Source organism: Mesorhizobium vachelliae, from assembly GCF_033977325.1.
Taxonomy (GTDB): Bacteria; Pseudomonadota; Alphaproteobacteria; order Rhizobiales; family Rhizobiaceae; genus Mesorhizobium; species Mesorhizobium vachelliae.
Genome location: NZ_JAVIIR010000016.1, coordinates 128,263 through 145,442, shown reverse-complemented (window position 1 = coordinate 145,442; position 17,180 = coordinate 128,263). Strand labels below are relative to the sequence as shown.

General features: G+C 64.4%; 13 protein-coding genes. 3 read left to right on the top strand and 10 right to left on the bottom strand.

Going from position 1 to position 17,180, the window contains the following annotated elements; all coding sequences use genetic code 11:
• Positions 1-11 precede the first annotated feature (11 nt).
• Positions 12-524, top strand: coding sequence for a gluconokinase (locus RFM41_RS27885; RefSeq protein ID WP_320252506.1), 513 nt, complete (start codon positions 12-14; stop codon positions 522-524).
• A 28-nt stretch (positions 525-552) separates the two neighbouring features.
• Here the strand turns inward: RFM41_RS27885 and RFM41_RS27880 are convergent, their stop codons facing one another.
• From RFM41_RS27880 to RFM41_RS27870, 3 genes are all read right to left on the bottom strand, one after another.
• Positions 553-1,698 (bottom strand): hypothetical protein, encoded by a 1,146-nt coding sequence (locus RFM41_RS27880; RefSeq protein ID WP_320252507.1) that lies wholly within the window; start codon positions 1,696-1,698, stop codon positions 553-555.
• Between the two features lie 165 nt (positions 1,699-1,863).
• Positions 1,864-2,313, bottom strand: coding sequence for an RrF2 family transcriptional regulator (locus RFM41_RS27875; RefSeq protein WP_040984137.1), 450 nt, complete (start codon positions 2,311-2,313; stop codon positions 1,864-1,866).
• 239 nt (positions 2,314-2,552) lie between these two features.
• Positions 2,553-3,539: a sulfate ABC transporter substrate-binding protein gene (locus RFM41_RS27870; protein ID WP_320252508.1), complete on the bottom strand. Its 987-nt coding sequence runs from the start codon at positions 3,537-3,539 to the stop codon at positions 2,553-2,555.
• A 228-nt stretch (positions 3,540-3,767) separates the two neighbouring features.
• On the opposite strand from RFM41_RS27870, the gene RFM41_RS27865 reads away from it, so the two are divergent.
• On the top strand, positions 3,768-4,040 hold the full coding sequence (locus RFM41_RS27865) for an antitoxin (protein ID WP_320252509.1): 273 nt from the start codon (positions 3,768-3,770) through the stop codon (positions 4,038-4,040).
• Positions 4,040-4,438, top strand: coding sequence for a type II toxin-antitoxin system VapC family toxin (locus tag RFM41_RS27860; RefSeq protein ID WP_320252510.1), 399 nt, complete (start codon positions 4,040-4,042; stop codon positions 4,436-4,438). Before RFM41_RS27865 ends, RFM41_RS27860 begins: the two co-directional genes overlap by 1 nt.
• A 15-nt stretch (positions 4,439-4,453) precedes the next feature.
• Here RFM41_RS27860 and RFM41_RS27855 read toward each other — a convergent pair whose 3' ends face one another.
• The 7 genes from RFM41_RS27855 to RFM41_RS27825 all read right to left on the bottom strand — a co-directional run bounded on the left by RFM41_RS27855 (position 4,454) and on the right by RFM41_RS27825 (position 16,992).
• Complete coding sequence (locus RFM41_RS27855) at positions 4,454-5,494, bottom strand: sulfate/molybdate ABC transporter ATP-binding protein (protein WP_320252511.1); 1,041 nt, start codon at positions 5,492-5,494, stop codon at positions 4,454-4,456.
• 71 nt (positions 5,495-5,565) lie between these two features.
• On the bottom strand, positions 5,566-6,450 hold the full coding sequence (gene cysW / locus RFM41_RS27850) for a sulfate ABC transporter permease subunit CysW (RefSeq protein WP_320252512.1): 885 nt from the start codon (positions 6,448-6,450) through the stop codon (positions 5,566-5,568).
• Positions 6,443-7,294 carry a sulfate ABC transporter permease subunit CysT gene (gene cysT, locus RFM41_RS27845; RefSeq protein ID WP_320252513.1) on the bottom strand — a complete coding sequence of 284 codons (852 nt, stop codon included), beginning with the start codon at positions 7,292-7,294 and terminating at the stop codon, positions 6,443-6,445. Before cysT ends, cysW begins: the two co-directional genes overlap by 8 nt.
• 18 nt (positions 7,295-7,312) lie before the next feature.
• Positions 7,313-8,341 (bottom strand): sulfate ABC transporter substrate-binding protein, encoded by a 1,029-nt coding sequence (locus RFM41_RS27840; RefSeq protein ID WP_320252514.1) that lies wholly within the window; start codon positions 8,339-8,341, stop codon positions 7,313-7,315.
• Positions 8,342-8,542: 201 nt separating this feature from the next.
• On the bottom strand, positions 8,543-9,223 hold the full coding sequence (locus RFM41_RS27835; RefSeq protein ID WP_320252515.1) for a M15 family metallopeptidase: 681 nt from the start codon (positions 9,221-9,223) through the stop codon (positions 8,543-8,545).
• A gap of 73 nt (positions 9,224-9,296) precedes the next feature.
• On the bottom strand, positions 9,297-11,387 hold the full coding sequence (gene pbpC / locus RFM41_RS27830; RefSeq protein WP_320319316.1) for a penicillin-binding protein 1C: 2,091 nt from the start codon (positions 11,385-11,387) through the stop codon (positions 9,297-9,299).
• A gap of 124 nt (positions 11,388-11,511) precedes the next feature.
• On the bottom strand, positions 11,512-16,992 hold the full coding sequence (locus RFM41_RS27825; RefSeq protein ID WP_320252517.1) for an alpha-2-macroglobulin family protein: 5,481 nt from the start codon (positions 16,990-16,992) through the stop codon (positions 11,512-11,514).
• Positions 16,993-17,180: the final 188 nt, after the last annotated feature.

Below are 17,180 nucleotides of genomic sequence, written 5' to 3'. Positions count from 1 at the left end.
GGGAGTTTTGCATGAACGATCTTCGGATGGCGCCGGCCATCGTCGTGATGGGTGTTGCCGGTTGCGGCAAGACGGCCGTCGGCGAGGCGCTCGCCAAGGCTCTCGGCGCCGACTTCATCGAAGGAGACCGGCTGCATCCGCCGGAGAATGTGGCGCGCATGGCGCGCGGCGAGCCGCTGACGGACGCGCTGCGCGCGGGCTGGCTCGACGCCATCGGCGAGCGTATCGCGAGTTCCGCAGCCGGCGGACGGAAAGCGGTGGCGGCGTGCTCGGCCCTGAAACGCAGCTACCGCGACCAGCTGAGCCTCTTCTGTCCCGGCATAGTCTTCCTCTATCTGAAGATCGATCGCGAGACCGCCTGGCGGCGGGTCGCCAATCGCAAGGGCCATTTCATGCCCGCAAGCCTGGTCGACAGCCAGTTCGCCACGCTGGAAGAGCCTGCCGCGGACGAACGGGCCGTGACGGTCGACGGAACGCGAAGCGTCGCCGGGATCTTGAAAGAGATCATCGAGCGGGGTCGGTGATTTTCAGCATTCGCACCGGACAGGGGCTTCAGGTCCCGTCGTTGCCGACCGCGGTCTCGGTTGGCCATTCGGTCAGCCTCGTGGCGCTCGACCAGGCCATCATCTGCTCCGGGCAGAGTTTGAGCGTTTCCAGCATCTGGTCACGCTTCGACAGGACAAATCGCGCCTGAACGACGAGGTTCTTCCCAGTCGTGTCCTTGGCAGGCGATGTGGAAGTCTCTGGACTCGCGCTCAGCTCGCGGACGATCGCCAGATAGTGGCGAAAGGGGACCGTCTCGATCATCGCCATATGAAACAGCGCGGCACCCGCGCGCGCGGCGAAGTTTGCCGGCGCCGAAGCGAGGTGGGTCCAGCCGCGCTCGCCCATGGCGGCCTCGGTGAAGGCGGAGCCGGCATAGATGGTGTTGGTCATCAGCACCACGCCGTTCGCCTTCAGCACCTTCTGGATGCGCGTGGTGACCTGATAGGCGTCGGTGCGCTCAAAGACGATCCGGCTTTTCAGGAAGCGGTTCTCGACCTTGACCAATGGTGGGTTGATCACGCGGTAGCCGAATTTGCTCGGCGAGAAGCCGTGATACTGCGCGCTCACCTGGTGGGTATCGACACCGGCCTCGTGCAGGGCACGCTTGCCCATGATCGTCTGAGCCATGAACTGGTCGCACCATATGATGGCGCCGCGCCCGTTGCGCAGGGCTTGTTGCAAAGCCTCGAGGCCTTCGAGCCGGATCGCTGGCGACCAGCGCCAGCCGGCGACGAGATGCGCCGCAAGCGCCAGCCGCCGGCGGTGAACGGCGGCGAGTTGCGCCTCGAACATGCTTTTCGTGTCGACGGCATTGCCGAGCACGGCCTTCACAGCGACGTCGTAACGGGCGAACTCCTTGCGGAAGTGGCGCTTGCGCCTGAGCCTGGACACCCAGCCACAGATGGGTCCCCACCAGGAGACCGGCACCAACGCCGCGACGCCGAGATAGAAACAGGACAGCAGGCTCTCGCGCAGGTCCCGATTGGTGAAGCGGCGCTGCTTCCCAGGGCGGATGACCTTGCGGCTGAAGAAGCGAACGGACTCGTCTCGCTCCGGCACCGCCACGTCGGCAGTGATCTCGGTGTGATAGATGTCGTTCGACGTCGGCTGCCGGCTGGCCTTGCGGGAATTGCCAAGCCAAGGCAGCCTCATGCGTCAGAGCCCTGTTTCATCCTCCAGCCGCTTTACTGCGTCCGCAGTAGACTGGCAATCGAGGGCGGCCAGTCGGGGTTGGCGGCATGTCGTTTGGCGCAATTGCGGGCGCAAGGTTGCGGCGAAGCGGCCATGCCTGGCCGCTTTACGCTTCCTCGAATTGCTTCAGATCTGAGACGTGAGCTCGGCCGGGAAATCGTCGTTGTCGGCGTCGCGCATGGCGGCGAGGCTGCGGTTGTCGAGCACCTCGGCGATCGCCTGGCGCACTTCCAGCATCATGTGGCGAACCTGGCAGGTGGCCTCGTCGCAATCCTCGCAGCGCTGGTATTGCGTGCGGCTGGCGCAAGGGATCGGCGCCAGCGGGCCGTCGAGCACGCGCACGACATGGCCGATCTTGATCTCGGAAGCGGGCCTCGCGAGGCGATAGCCACCTTCCTTGCCCTTGCGGCTTTGGACGAAGCCGGCATTGCGCAACTCGCCCAGGATCGCGTCCAGGAATTTCTTCGGGATGTTGTTGGCGACGGCGATGTCGTTGACGAATGCAAGCTGGCCAGCCGGCAGGCCGGAAAGATGCACGAGGGCCTTGAGGCCGTATTTGCCTTTTTTGGTCAGCATGCCCGATTCAATTCATCAAACCCCAATAGCCTGCATCTGGCGGTTGTTTGTGTGCAAATCATGACAGTTGACCGCCTGGCCCAATGATTTGCCCGGCAGCTTAGGCACAAACGCGTTGATTCTTCGTAACGTTTTTCACGTTGGGGGCTGGGATTTCCCCTGCGAACTCATGCAATCCCGCCTCAATGAAGAAAGCCGGCAAAGCCGGCTTCCTTGCTCTTCCTGATTGTGCAGCTTTTTCAGCGGCTGCCATAGGCCTGATCGAGCAGTCCGCCGGCGGCGAAATGCTCTTTCTGCACCTTGCCCCAACCACCGAAGACGTCCTCGACGGTCAGCAGCCGGACATCCGGGAAGTCGGCCTTGTGCTTGGCGGCCACCGCCGCGTCGCGAACCCGCAAGCCGTTCTCGGCGGCGATCTCCTGGCCGTCGGCCGTGTAGAGGAAGTCGAGATAGGTCTTGGCGAGATCGCGGCTGCCATGCTCGTCGGCGACCTTGTCGACGACCGCCACGGGGAACTCGGCCAGCAGGCTGACGGAAGGCGTGACCTGCTCGAATTTGTCGTCGCCATATTCCTTGCGGATGCCGCGCGTCTCCGACTCGAAGGTGATCAGCACGTCGCCGATCTCGCGCTGGACGAAAGTGGTGGTGGCGGCGCGGCCGCCGGTGTCGAAGATCGGCACGTTGTTGAACAGCTTGGTGATGAATTCCTTCACCTTGGCGTCGTCGCCCTTGAAGGCTTCCTTGGCGTAGGCGGTGGCGGCGAGATAGGTGTAGCGCGCGTTGCCGGATGTCTTCGGGTTGGGGAAGATCACCTGCACGTCGTCGCGCACCAGGTCGTTCCAGTCCTTGATATGCTTGGGATTGCCCGCGCGGACAAGGAACGAAGGCAAGGAATAGAAGGGCGAGGCGTTGTCCGGGAAATCCTTCTGCCAGTCGGCCGAGACGAAGCCCTTCTTGACCAGGAAGTCGACATCGGTGACCTGGTTGAAGGTGACGACATCGGCGCCGAGACCTTCGGCGATGGCGCGCGCCTGCGCCGAGGTGCCGGCATGCGACTGATCGACGGTGACGCCGGGGTGCTTGGCGATGAAGGCTTTGTTGATGTCGACGAACAGCTCGCGGCCGACGTCATAGGATGCATTCAAAAGCTTGTCGGCTGACCAGGCTTGGGAGGACGCAAGGAAGAGACCGGCGGCGGCTGCGATGCCGAGCAATAGACGCTTCATGAAAACAGGCTCCGAGGAAAATAGTTGCTGCATGGTAACGGTGACCCCCGTGCGCGACGAGACATGCGAGCTGATGAGACAGCGGCATAGCGAGAAAAGATATCGCCGAAACAGTCGGTTGTTAGGATTTCTTTTCAGGGAGAATCCTGTCTTGCCCAGGCCTGGAAGCAAAAAGATTGCATCCCGGCGCCATGGCATATACATATGCCATATACAAGGAATGCTGCCATGACCCGACACCGCCATGCAACGACGCCGCCGAAGGAAGCAAAACTGTTCCGCAACAACCGCAGCCAGGCGGTGCGGATTCCGGTCGAGTTCGAACTTCCCGGAGACAAAGTCCTGATCAGCCGCGAAGGTGATCGCCTTGTCATCGAGCCGGTTCGTAAACCTGGTCTAGCCGCACTGCTTGCCCAATGGGCGACAGAACCCCCGCTCGATCCCGCAGATGATTTCCCTGAGATCAACGATAGCCCTGTCGAATCCGAGGACATATTTTGATGCGGTTCATGCTCGATACGAACATCATAAGCGACATGATCCGAAACCCGGCCGGCAAGGCCGCCGGCGCAATAGCACGTGAGGGAGACGATGCCGTGTGCACCAGTATCATCGTCGCTTCGGAGCTGCGGTATGGCTGCGCCAGGAAAGGATCGGCCAAGCTGCTCAAGAAGATCGAGGAACTGCTGGCCGAGATTCCTGTCCTGCCGCTCGATGTGCCGGTTGATGCCGAGTACGGCGCACTTCGCGCCGAACTCGAAGGCAGGGGTGAGACCATCGGCCACAACGACCTTTTTATCGCCGCTCACGCCTGCGTATCAGGCACCACGCTGGTAACAGCCAACACGGCCGAGTTCGCTCGCATCGGGAAGCTGAAGATCGAGAACTGGCTGGAATAGCGCTCGGCGCGACGATCAAGCCACCGGAAAAAGCTTCCAGCGCCGCGGCCTGAAGGCCACGCGGCTCTTCTGCGCCGCGGGATGGTCGACCGGCAGTTCGATCTCGACGCGCTGGCGCTCGCCGCCGACCTCGAGCTCGACGCGCCTGGTGCCGGCAACGCGGCGGCTTGCGGCGACCGTGCCGGCGATGCAGCCGCTGCAGCCGTCGAGCAGGTCGACGTCATGCGGGCGGAAGTAGAGGACCGCCTCGCCGGACGGCGCATGCGGCGCCGAGAGCCCGATCGGTCGGTCGGCGATCCAGACCTCACCGTTCTCGACCTTGACCGGCAGCGAGCTCGACTCGCCGATGAAGGAGTAGACGAAGGGCGAGTTCGGGGTGTCATAAATATCGTCGGCGGTGCCGACCTGCTCGATGCGGCCCTGGCTCATGACCACGACACGGTCGGCGAGCTCCAGCGCTTCTTCCTGGTCATGCGTGACGAAGACGGTCGTGTGGCCGGTGCGATCATGGATCTCGCGCAGCCACCTGCGCAGCTCGCGGCGCACCTGTGCGTCGAGCGCGCCGAAGGGTTCGTCGAGCAGAAGCACCTTGGGCTCGATCGCCATGGCGCGCGCCAAGGCCACGCGCTGGCGCTGGCCGCCGGAAAGCTGCGCCGGATAGCGTTTTTCCAGGCCCGACAGCTGGACGAGGTCGAGCAGCTCAAGCGCCCGTCGGCGGATTTCCTGCCCCGAAGGCCTTGCGGCGCCGTGCCGGACCTTCAGACCGAAGCCGATGTTGTCGGCAACCGTCATGTGGCGGAACAGCGCGTAATGCTGGAAGACGAAGCCGACATTGCGCTCCTGGATCGATTTCTGTGAAGCGTCCTCGTCGCCGAAGAAGATTTTTCCCCGCGTCGGCCGCTCCAGCCCGGCTATCAACCTGAGCAGCGTTGTCTTGCCGGAGCCGGACGGACCCAGCAGGGCAATCAGTTCACCCGATTTGATATCGAGCGAGACGTCATGGAGCGCCGGAAACCGCTCAAACTCCTTGCGCACGTTGACGACGCGAACTTCCATACAATTCCCTCGGTTCGTTCATGCTGCCGTTATCCCCAAAACGCCCGGCATTTCTGGCGGCAGCTATTTCTTCAGTGTCCGCGCGTCGCGGCGATCTCGGCGCCGTAGCGCATCTCGAGAAGTGTTTTCAAGACCAGCGTGACCAGCGCCAGGCCGGCGAGCAGCGAAGCGACCGCGAACGCGCCGACGGCGTTGTACTCGTTGTAGAGGATTTCGACATGCAGCGGCATGGTGTTGGTGAGGCCGCGGATGTGGCCCGACACGACCGAGACCGCGCCGAACTCGCCCATGGCGCGCGCGTTGCACAAAAGCACGCCGTAGAGCAGTCCCCATTTGATGTTGGGCAGCGTCACATACCAGAAGGCCTGCCAGCCGCTGGCACCGAGCGAAAGTGCTGCTTCTTCGTCGCCATTGCCCTGTTCCTGCATCAGCGGGATGAGCTCGCGCGCGACGAAAGGGAAGGTGACGAAAACGGTTGCCAGAACGATGCCGGGCACGGCGAACAGGATCTGGATGCCATGTGCCTTAAGCCATTCGCCGAGCAGGCCTTGCGCGCCGAACAGAAGTACATAAACCAGGCCCGAGATGACCGGCGAGACCGAGAAGGGCAGGTCGATCAGCGTGGTCAGGAAGGCCTTGCCCTTGAACTCGAACTTGGCGATCGCCCAGGCGGCCGAAAGGCCGAAGACGAGATTGAGCGGCACCGAGATCGCCGCCACCAGCAAGGTCAGCTGGATGGCGGAGCGCGTGTCGGCATCACCAAGGGAGTGGAAATAGGCGCCGACGCCCTTGGCGAAAGCCTCCTTGAACACGATGATCAGCGGCAACAGCAGGAAGATGCCGAGAAAGACGAGGGTGACGGTCGTCAGCGTGATGCGGACGGGGCGGCTTTCCGTGACTGCTGCCGAGCGGCTCTCGTGGTGCGGCTCGTAGGACTTGATCTCGGGATCAGCCATAGCGCTTGCGGCTCCATGTCTGCACGAGGTTGATGACCAGCAGCATCGCGAAGGACAGCGCCAGCATGATCGCGGCGATCGCGGTCGCCGCCGGATAATTGTACTCCTCGAGCCGGATGACGATCAGAAGCGGCGCGATCTCGGATTTGTAGGGCAGGTTCCCTGCGATGAAGATGACGGACCCGTATTCCCCGACGCCACGCGCGAAAGCGAGCGAGAAGCCGGTGATGATGGCGGGCGCGAGACCGGGCAGAAGCACGCGAGTGATGATCTGGAAACGGCTGGCGCCGAGCGTCGCTGCAGCCTCCTCGACCTCCTTGTCGAGTTCTTCCATGATCGGCTGGACGGTGCGCACGACGAAGGGCAGGCCGATGAACACCAGGGCTACGATGATGCCGAGCGGGGTGTAGGCGACCTTGAGGCCGAGCGGCATCAGCAATTTGCCGAGCCAGCCCGTCGGTGCATAGAGCGTGGTCAGCGCAATGCCGGCGACGGCGGTGGGCAGGGCGAAAGGCAGGTCGACCATCGCGTCGACAACGCGGCGTCCCGGGAAACGGTAGCGGACCAGCACCCAGGCGACCAAACTGCCGAACACGACGTTGACGGCCGCGGCGATGAAAGCGGTGCCGAAGCTGATCTCAAGCGCCTTGAGGGTGCGCCGGTCGGTGGCCAAAGTCCAGAAGTCGGTCCAGCCCAGCGCGGCCGAACGCCAGATCAGCCCTGAGAGCGGGATGAGGATGATGAGCGTGAGGTAGGCAAGCGAGAAGCCGAGCGTCAGTCCGAAACCCGGAATGACACTCGGCTGTCTGAATCGCCACCCCGCGTGAGCGGGTGCTGTGGTCATGTCGTCCTGATCTAAATCCTACTGGGCCGGCTTATAGATCTGGTCGAATATACCACCGTCGCCGAAATGATAAGGTTGTGCCTTCTTCCAGCCGCCGAATTCCGGGTCGTCGATGCTGACCAGCTTGATCGCAGGCAGCTTGGCGAGGTCCTCGGCAGGAACCAGTTCGGGCTTGGCCGGGCGATAATGGTTCTTGGCGATGATCGTCTGGCCTTCCTTCGAATAGAGATAGGAAAGATAGGCTTCGGCCACCTTGCGCGTGCCCTTGGCGTCGACATTGGCGTCGACGACGGCGACCGGCGGCTCGGCCAGGATCGAGGTCGGCGGGTAGACGATGTCGAAATTGTCGGCGCCGAATTCGTCGAGCGCCAGATAGGCGTCGTTCTCCCAGCCGATCAGCACGTCGCCCAGGCCCTTCTGGGCAAAGGTGACGGTCGAGCCGCGCGCGCCGCTGTCGAGCACCGGGGCATTGGCGTAGAGCTTGCCGACGAATTCCTTCGTCTTGGCCTCGTCATTGCCGTCATGCGCATTGGCGTAGGCCCAGGCCGCCAGATAGTTCCAGCGCGCGCCGCCCGAGGTCTTCGGGTTCGGCGTGATCACCTGCACGCCATCCTTCACCAGATCGCCCCAGTCGTGGATACCCTTGGGATTGCCCTTGCGCACCAGGAAGATGATGGTTGAGGTGTAAGGCGCTGAATTGTTTTCGAATTTCTTGCGCCAGTCGGGATTGATCTTCTTCGACTTCGAGACGATGGCGTTGATGTCGCCTTCGAGCGCCAGGGTCACCACGTCGGCATTGAGGCCATCGATAACCGCACGGGCCTGGGCGCCAGATCCGCCATGCGACTGCTGGATGGTGACCGTCTCGCCGGTCTCGGCCTTCCAGTGCGCGGCGAAGGCCTCGTCATAGGCCTTATAAAGCTCACGTGTCGGATCGTAGGACACGTTCAAAATGGTCGTATCGGCAAACGCGAAACCGAGCGTGCCGAACTGGACAGATGTGGCGACCAGCGCGCCGAGCAGTTTCCTGAAATGAGGTTTGGTCATTCCCGCCTCCGTTGAACTGCTGCGAACTCTAGCGAGTTTATAGAATTTAGATGCATTGAATGTTGCCTTTTTCACCTCCTCGAAGCAATTTTTCGCCGTGATTGGACTGGCTGAGGAAATATCTTCCTCAGTCCTGACCCGCGGCTCCTCATCAGCCGAGCTGATTAGCAACGTCGAGATCAGGGCAAGCCTGGGCGCGCCTTAATTGGCGGTGATTGGAAAATCGAAGCGCTGTTTGGGGAACGGCTCTTTGGCCAGGGTAAAGTGCCACCATTCGCGCGCATAGTTGCGGAAACCGGCGGCACGCATGGCGGCCAGCAGCATCTTGCGGTTCGCCGCCGCTTCGGCGGGAAGAGGGCGGTGCGCTGTCTCGCTCATAGGATCGAAACAGTCGAAACCGGCGCCGAAGTCGAGCGTCCCGCCGTCCGGCGCGCCGCAGGCGGGATGGATGGTGCTTTGCTTGCCGGGATCGGCGATGGCGAGATCGACCGTCGAGCCGCGCGAATGGCTGGACAACTCGCCGATATAGCCCTTGGCGATGAGATCGCCGCGTTCGACCGTCGGATACCATTGCCGATCCGACGGTCCGCCTTCTCCGGTCCACCTGACCATATCGGCGACGGCGCGCGCCGGGCGGTAGCAGTCGAAGACGACCAGCGTCAGGCCCTTGGCGGCCATTGCCTTCTGCACGCCGGAGAGCGCCTCCGCCGCCGGCGCGGTCAGAATGCAGACCGGCGCGTCATAGCCGTCGACCTTGCGATGCAGGAAGTTTTCGTCGCCGGCGTAGCGGATATCCTGGCGGATGGTCGGATCGATATCGGCCAGCCGGACGAAGCCGGCGGGGAGGGGATCGGCAAGGGTTGGGGAGGAGATTGCGATCAACGCGGTTAGCGTCGCGAGGAATGCTCCCGACATATGATTAAGAAGCGCAATCTTCTGAATCGCTTGGCGCGTTCTACTCAACGAACACCTTCACGCTGGCCGCGCGTCCGGCTGCGTCGATCACCGTCAGCGTCGAATAGCCGGTGCCGTCGGGTTGCCAGGTCGCGGTGCGGCGGCGGTCGATGCCGGCGAGGGGCTTGCCGTTGGCCAGCCAGCGGAACGGCGCGCGGCCGCCTTGCAGCTTCAGCACCAGCGGCGTGGCGTCGGCGGAATTTGTGCCGAGGTCGACGCGCGCGCCATTGGGCGGAAAGACGATGGTCGGTGCCGGCTCGGTGGCGGTGGCCTGCACCAGCCCGTCGGCGCCTGCGCCGAAGCGGGCGAGCGTCACCGGCAATTCCTCGCGCTTGGGATTGAAGACGCCCGGCGGCCGGCCGGGCAGCGGCACGCCGGCAAGGCCGGAACGGACGAAGCCTTCGAACAGGATGGGCGCCGCCGAGACATAGCCCGACAAGCCGGGGATGGGGCTCGCATCGGCGCGGCCGACCCACACACCCAGGACATAGCGGCCGTCGAAACCGACGGACCAGGCATCGCGATAGCCGTAGGAGGTGCCGGTCTTGTAGGCGATGCCGCGTTGCATGGCGCCTTCCGGCGGCTTCACGCCGGACAGGATGTCGTTGATCTGCCAGGCCGCCTGGTCGTCGAGGATGGTGGCGGTGGTGCGTTCGGCATTGGCCGGTTCGGTGCCGTCATGCAGCGTGTGCATCTTGCCGCCATTGGCGAGGCCCGTATAGAGCTGCACCAGGTCGCGCAAGGTCACGCCGACGCCGCCAAGCCCGATCGCCAGGCCCGGCGCCTCGTTGACCGGCAGGATCGGGTTGACGCCTGCCTGGCGGAAGCGCGCCGTCAGCCGTGCCGGACCGACGGCGTCGAGCACGCGGATCGCCGGCACGTTGAGCGACAATTGCAGCGCCTGGCGGATCGAGACATCGCCCTGGTAGCCCATGTCGAAATTCTTCGGCCGGTAGCCGCCGAAATCGGCCGGGCTGTCTTCGATGATGGTTTCCTGCGCCACCAGCCCCTGTTCGAAGGCCAGCCCATAGATGAAGGGCTTCAGCGTCGAGCCGGGTGAGCGCACTACCTTGGTCATGTCGATCCAGCCGGAGCGGCTGGCGTCGAAGAAATTGGCGGAGCCGACCTCGCCGAGAATGTCGCCAGTGCGCGCATCGGCCATGACCATGGCGACGGAAAGTTTTGGCCCGAGCTTCCTGGCGGCATCCCTTGCCACCTGTTCCAGCCCTTGCTGCACGCTCTTGCGGATCGTGAGCTGCAGCGGCTTGCCGGGCTCAGCCTTGGGCAGCATCGCATAAGAGGCGTGCGCGGCCAGCGCAGGCAACTTGCGGCGCAGGCCGGAAACATCGTCGAGCGCGGCCCGCGCGGCTTCGCGTTCGCCGAGCAGGCCGGCCGAGACCATGCGGGTGAGCACGCGGTCGCGCGCCGCATGGGCGATGCCGAGATTGCGGTCGGGCCGGCGCTTTTCCGGCAATTGCGGCAGCGCCACGAGGAGGGCCGATTCAGAAACGGTCAGCCGCTTCGGCTCCTTGCCGAAATAAGCGAGCGATGCGGCGCGCACACCTTCGAGATTGCCGCCATAGGGCGCCAGAGTCAGATAGCGTTCGAGGATCTCCTGCTTGGTTAGCCGCCGCTCGATCTGGATGGCGCGCAGCATCTGCTTGAGCTTGGAGCCGAGGCTGCGGCTGTCGCGCGGCTCGATCAAACGGGCAAGCTGCATCGACAAGGTCGAGCCGCCGGACACGATATGGCCGCTGGTGACGAGCTGGCCGGCGGCGCGGCAAAGCGCCAGGACGTCGACGCCCCGGTGATCCCAGAAGCGCTTGTCCTCATAAGCCGCCAGCATGTCGACGAACTGCTTGTCGACCTGGTCGAGCCGGGTTTCGAGCCGCCAATAGCCGTCCGGCGTGGCGAAGGCGCGCAGCAGCTGGCCGTCGCGGTCCTGGACCTCCGTCGAGACCGTCTGCTTTGCCGGCAGGGGCGGCGGGAAGGCTCGGTCGAGTTCCCAGAGCGCGGCGATCGAAAGCGCAGCGAAGCTGGCGAGGCAGGCGCCTGCGACGGCGGTGCGTTTGAGAATTTTTCTGGAGAGCATGGTGCTGCCCCTCATCCGCCTGCCCGTCCTTCGCAGCAGCTGCGCTGCAGCTTCGGAGGGTGAACCGGTACCTTCTCCCCATCTGGCGACAGGGAGAAGGGAGATACACGCGACGTCTTCATCGCTACTGCGCCTTGACCTCCATCACGCCGGTGGCGGTGCGGGCCGAGTATTGCGGCCGGTACATATCCTCCACCGTCGCCGCCGGATGGGCGTAGGTGCCCGGCGTCACGGCGCGAACGACATAGGCCAAGGTGATGTTGCGGTCGCCGTCGCCTTCATTGGGATTGAAGGCGGCGACGAAGCGGTCGTCGCGGAACTCCAGATGCGCAGCGTCGGTCTGCGCCAGCCAGGAGAAGTTCGACAATTGCGCGCTGGAAACCAGGCTCGGATTGTCGATCTCGAAGCCGGCCGGCAACAGGTCAGTGATCAAGAGCCGCGACGGCCATTTGTTCTGCTCATAGATCTTGAGCACCACCACGTAGCGCTCGTTCTGCCTGGCTTCGGTGACGTTGGCCTCGGTGCCGTCGAGCTTGTAATAGGTGCGATCGATGGTGAAGCCATCGCCGCCGGCCGGCAGCGGATCGACCGGCGCGGCGACCGCCGTCACCACTGCCTGCAGCGGCGTCGCGCCGGTGTTGGCGATGGTGAGCGGGCTGTCGACGAGCGCGCTGCCGGCGACCTGGTCGGAGTAGCCGCCCGAGTGCGGCGCGCCGTTGACGGAAAGCGTGATGGAATCATTGCCTTCCTTCAGCGCCCGCGCGGCAAGCAGCATCCAGGATTCGTCCTGCGTGCTCGTCCAGCGGGCGTCGGCGCGTGCCACGCCCACCAGCCTGATCAGCTGCGGCATGATGCTCGGCACCGGCTTCGATTCCGCCGCCAGCGCCAGCATCGCCGCGCCGTCACGCAACCGCGAGCCATAGTCCGAGCGATACCAGTCGTAGTCAGTTTCCGACTGCGCCAGCCTGAGCGCCGTCTGGAAGGTGGCTTCTGAACGCTGCGTGTCGCCGTAGAGCGCCAGGCTTGCCGCCAGTTGGGCGACCGCCATCGGGCTGGAGAAGGCTTCGAGCTGCGTGTCGGCGTAATAGCGCAGATCGCCGATCGAGGCCTTCTTGTTGCGGGCAAGCACATAGAGCGCATAGGCGATCTCGCTGCCGCGATCCTGGACGCTCTGGTCGTAGCCGAGCGAGTTCTGCAGGTTGTTCAGCGCCTGGTTCATGGCAAGCGCCGGCACATCGTATTTCTGCTCGCGCGCCCGGGTCAGGAACTCGGTGACATAGGCGTCGAGCCACAGGTCGCCGGAGCCCGGCCCCCAGAGGCCGAAGCTGCCGCTTGACGACTGATAGGAGAGCACCTTGTAGATGGCGTCCTGGATGCGGCCATGCAGGTCGGGGTCGCTCTCAATGCCGATGCTCTTGGCCATGTCGTTGACATAGAGCAGCGGCATGGCGCGGCTGGTGGTCTGCTCGGCGCAGCCATAGGGATAGCGGTCGAGCGACATCAGGAGCGACGGCACGTCGAGCGCGGACGACTGCGAGACGCCGACGCTGACCGAGGCGCCGTCGAGCACGCTTGCGGCAAGCAGTTCCTTGTCGACGCGCAACGAGCCGCCATTGGGCTTCAGGTCGACAACCATGCGGTTGGTGACCGGAAGCTGCGCCGGGCGCACCGGCAGATAGAGCGTCTGCTCGACTTCTGTGCCGTCGGCATGGGCGAGCTTGACGGTGACGGAGGCGTCGCCCGCGGTCTTGGCGACCAGCGGGAAGCTGAGCGACTGGCGCTTGCCTTGGGCGAGCGTCAGCTTCTCGGGCAGGGGCTTGTCTCCGGTCGACAGGTCGCCGGTCGTGGTGACCGAGAGCGCATAGTCCCCGGCCGGGCCATCGGTGTCGGCGATGTCGAGGCGCATGGTCGCCGCATCGCCCGGCGCCAGGAAGCGCGGCAGGCCGGCGGTGATCACCACCGGATCGCGCACGATGACGTCGGTCTGGGCATGGCCGACCGCATCCTTGGTCCAGGCGACGGCCATGACGCGCACGGTGCCGTTGAACTGCGGGATGTCGAAATCGACGCGCGCCTTGCCGTTGGCGTCGAGCTCGACGGGGCCGGAGAAGAAGGCGACCAGCTTTTCGGTCGGCGGGCTGCCTTGCGCCTGCATGTTGGCGCCGTCACCGCCGGTGCGTATCTTGCCCATGGTGCCGAGCGAGCCGTCGATCAGTCGCCCGTAGAGGTCGCGGATCTCCAGCCCCAGCATGCGCTGGCCGAAGAACCAGTTCTCTGGATCGGGCGCCTTGTAGTTGGTGAGGTTGAGGATGCCGACATCGACGGCCGCCACCATCACATAGGCGTTGCTGCCAGCCTGGGCGCCGTTGACAGCGACCGGGATCGACAGCTGCTGGCGCGGCACGGTCTTTTCCGGCGGCGTCAGGCTGACCGCCAGCTTCTTCGAGCCGGGATCGACCGACAGCCATTGGATGCCGATGGCGCGGGCCGGCATGCGCGATTCCTGCGCGTCGCCGGGCCGGAACAAGGTCGCCGTGACATAGGCGCCAGCGCCCCAGTCGTCGCCGACGGGGATGTCGACGGTGCTGCCGCCGGCCGGCACCGAGGCGGTGACGGTCTTCAACAGCTTCTCGGCGCCGATGGTGACCAGAAGTTCGCCGGCAAAATGCGGCGAGACCTTCAGCTTGGCGACTTCGCCGGCGGCGTAACTGTCCTTGTCCAGCGCGATCTCCAGGCCGTCGGGCGTCTCGGTGGTGGTGGAGGCGACATACCAGCCGGCGTCGAATTCATAGCTGGTCGCCGGACCGTCCGGATCGGCTGTCTCGACTTCGAGCCGGTAGCGGCCCCAGTCGACGGGCAGCGCTACGGTCGCCTCGCCATCGGCTTTCAGGTCGATGGCGCCATTGGCGACGGCCTTGGTGAGGTTCACCGCCTCGTAGTTCCAGGAATTGTTGGAACGGTACCATTGATAATTGCGCTCGACCTTGACCAGCGACCATTGGGCGCCTTTCAGGTCCTCGCGCTTGCCGGTCGGGTCGACGGCGATGATGCTGAACTTGGCGGTTCCGCCCTGCGGCACCTCATCGCCCTCGAAATCCGGACGAATGCCGATGACGTCGCGCTGCGGGCGCACGCCGATGTCGAGCGAGCGTTCGACGGCGCGGCCGCCGGCCTCGCGCATGCGCACGGTGACCTTGGCGTTGACCAGCTTGGTGGTCGACGGCAACTGGTCGATCGTGATCGGGAAGGTGGCCTTGCCGTCGTCGCCGACGACGGGAAGGTTGGCGAGAGGCGTCACGGTCGGCTCGCTCGACTGCTCGTCGGCCAGGCCGAATGTGAAATCCTTGAAGCTGTCCCAGCTGCTGGTGGTCGACAGCGTCATCTCGCCTTCCAGCGCAAGGCCCGCGGCCGGCGCGCCATAGAGGAAGCGGCCGTCGACGGTGGCGTTGGCGGTCTCGCCCTGGGCGATCTCCTTCTTGTCGGCGGTCAGGTCGAATTCGATGCGATCCGGCACGAAGTCTTCCACCAGGAACATCTGGCTGGCCACCGGCGCCTGCTTGGGATCGGTGTAGATCGACACAGTCCAGGTGCCGCGCATGGCGTTGGCCTCGAGCGGCAGGTCGACGGCGTGGCCGCCGGCGGACTCGCCATTGCTGATGATGCGGCGGTTCTCGACGCCGTCGGGACGGGTGAAGATGAAGGTGAGCGGCAGGTTCTCGACCGCTTTTGCCGCGCCGTCGCGGGCAAGCGCCGCGACGTGAACGTCCTCGCCGGCGCGGTAGATGCCGCGCTCGGTCCAGGCATAGACGTCGAGCGCGCCCGGCGAGGCGCGTCCCTCGACGCCGCGATCGGACAGGTCGAAGCCGGCCTTGCCCATGTCGAGGAAGACGAAGTCGTTGTCGCCCTGCTTGGCCATCAGCACGGCCGGCACCATGCCGTTTTCGCCGCGGGTCAGGCCGGCGTTGAAGACGGCGTGGCCCTCGGCGTCGGTGGTCGCGGTGCCAAGAATCTCGTTGTTCTTGGCAAGCAGCGTCAGTTCGGTGCCGGAAATCGGCTTGGCCGAGCCCAGCGAACGGGCAAAGACGTTGAGGCCGTCCTGGCCGGTATAGGTGGAAAGGCCGATATCGGAGACGACGAACCACTGGGTGGCGCGCGAGCCGTAATCGTCGCTCTTGTCGTCGACAGCTTGCGCGGTCAGCACGTAGACGCCGGGCTTGCGCTGCGGGATCGCCTCATCCACCGGAAACGAAGTGGTAACCTCCTTATTGAGATCATTGGCGATATCGAGCGTGCCCGACCAGACCGGCGCGCCCATCTGGTCCGAAATGGTGGAGATGTCGTAGCCATCGAGCTGATGCAGGAACTGATAGCCCGACAGAAGCTGGGCCAGCGAACGATCGCCGATGCGGTAGAGCGTCATCTTGGCGGCGTTCATGTTGACGGTGACGACCGGAATGCCGCGGCGGGCGCCGGCCGGCAGCACGAAGCTGTCGCCGGTGAAGCGGGCGGACGGAGCGCGGTCCTGGACGTAGATCGACAGCACGACGGGCGCGGCGATCGTCTCGCCGATCGCCGCCGGCAGGCCGGCGCGGAAGGTCACGTCATAATGCTGGCCGTGCTCCAGACCCTCGACGCAGATCTGCTTGTCCTTGGCTTCGACGGCCTTGGGCGCGGCGTTGTCGACGGTCACGAACTGCGCATAGTCGACGCCAGTCTTGACCAGTTCCTCGGAAAACTGCGCGCAGATGCGGGGCGAGGAGGAATCGGCATCGACGGTGTGCTCGATGACGCGGAAGCCCTTGCGCGCCTTGAGGTCGGCATAGTCGGCCTGGACGGCCGGCGAGTTCACCAGCGCAAGGCTCGCCTCATAAGCCTGCAGCGAGGGTCGGTAGAGATCGCGCTTGTCGAGCCCGGCGCCAAGCAGCGCCAGGGCCTCGGCGCGGGTCTTTGCAGTGCGCACCAGCTTGTAGGCGTTGAAGGCCGCCGAAGTGGCGTTCATCGGGAAAGTCGCGGGTTCGGTGGTGTTCGACGCCGGTTCCACGGCAAGTATCTCGCGCGTCAGCGCCAGCCACAGCGCGCCGTCATCGGGCAGGACCGAGACCGCGGACTGGTATTTCTGCATGGCGAGGCGGTGGTCGCCGGTATGTGCCGCCTGCTCGGCGGCGGCCTGCAGGGCGGAAAGCCCTTCGGTCGGCTTGTCATAGGCCGGGTCGGTCAGCTTGTTGCGGAACTGCTGGGCCTGGTCGGCCATCCAGTTGGGAAAAAAGGCCAGTGCCGGCGGGGCGCCGATATCGGGGTCGCCATCGACATTGGCGACCTTGCCGGCGACGGCGCCGGTGAAGGATTTCAACTGGTTATAGTCGGATTTGAGAAAACACCATTTGGCCTTGGTGTTGTAGGTGAAGGCGCGGCAGGCGGGGTCGCCGAGGCATGTGGTCTTGCATTGGTCGAGGCTGACATTCTGCTCCGACCGCAGGTCGAAACCGAAATAGTCGGAATTGTCGGTCGTCACGATTCGCCGGGCTTCGGCCGCAAATGCCGCCCCGCCCAGGGCGAAAAAGATGAGAAGAAGGAAAGAGAGACCACGAGCCGCGCGCATTGCCATACCACCCTCCAGACATCGCCAGCGTCCGGGCATGATCAAGCTTCATGCAGGCTTGTCAACGCCGGAGCGCCGCAGGTTTATCACCCGCGAACGGTTTCCATGCCGGCCAAAGGCCGGTATTTCGACAGAACCTCTGTGAGACGGATCACACTTTCTTGCGAAAATGCAAAAGGTGTGAATTCCAAGCC

Coding starts and splice junctions, on each gene's coding strand:
- RFM41_RS27855 (WP_320252511.1), bottom strand. CDS start 5,494: ATGGAAGTTCGCGTCGTCAACGTGCGCAAGGAGTTTGAGCGGTTTCCG.
- RFM41_RS27870 (WP_320252508.1), bottom strand. CDS start 3,539: ATGAAGCGTCTATTGCTCGGCATCGCAGCCGCCGCCGGTCTCTTCCTT.
- cysW (WP_320252512.1), bottom strand. CDS start 6,450: ATGGCTGATCCCGAGATCAAGTCCTACGAGCCGCACCACGAGAGCCGC.
- pbpC (WP_320319316.1), bottom strand. CDS start 11,387: ATGCTCTCCAGAAAAATTCTCAAACGCACCGCCGTCGCAGGCGCCTGC.
- RFM41_RS27825 (WP_320252517.1), bottom strand. CDS start 16,992: ATGGCAATGCGCGCGGCTCGTGGTCTCTCTTTCCTTCTTCTCATCTTT.
- RFM41_RS27880 (WP_320252507.1), bottom strand. CDS start 1,698: ATGAGGCTGCCTTGGCTTGGCAATTCCCGCAAGGCCAGCCGGCAGCCG.
- RFM41_RS27875 (WP_040984137.1), bottom strand. CDS start 2,313: ATGCTGACCAAAAAAGGCAAATACGGCCTCAAGGCCCTCGTGCATCTT.
- RFM41_RS27860 (WP_320252510.1), top strand. CDS start 4,040: ATGCGGTTCATGCTCGATACGAACATCATAAGCGACATGATCCGAAAC.
- RFM41_RS27865 (WP_320252509.1), top strand. CDS start 3,768: ATGACCCGACACCGCCATGCAACGACGCCGCCGAAGGAAGCAAAACTG.
- RFM41_RS27885 (WP_320252506.1), top strand. CDS start 12: ATGAACGATCTTCGGATGGCGCCGGCCATCGTCGTGATGGGTGTTGCC.
- cysT (WP_320252513.1), bottom strand. CDS start 7,294: ATGACCACAGCACCCGCTCACGCGGGGTGGCGATTCAGACAGCCGAGT.
- RFM41_RS27840 (WP_320252514.1), bottom strand. CDS start 8,341: ATGACCAAACCTCATTTCAGGAAACTGCTCGGCGCGCTGGTCGCCACA.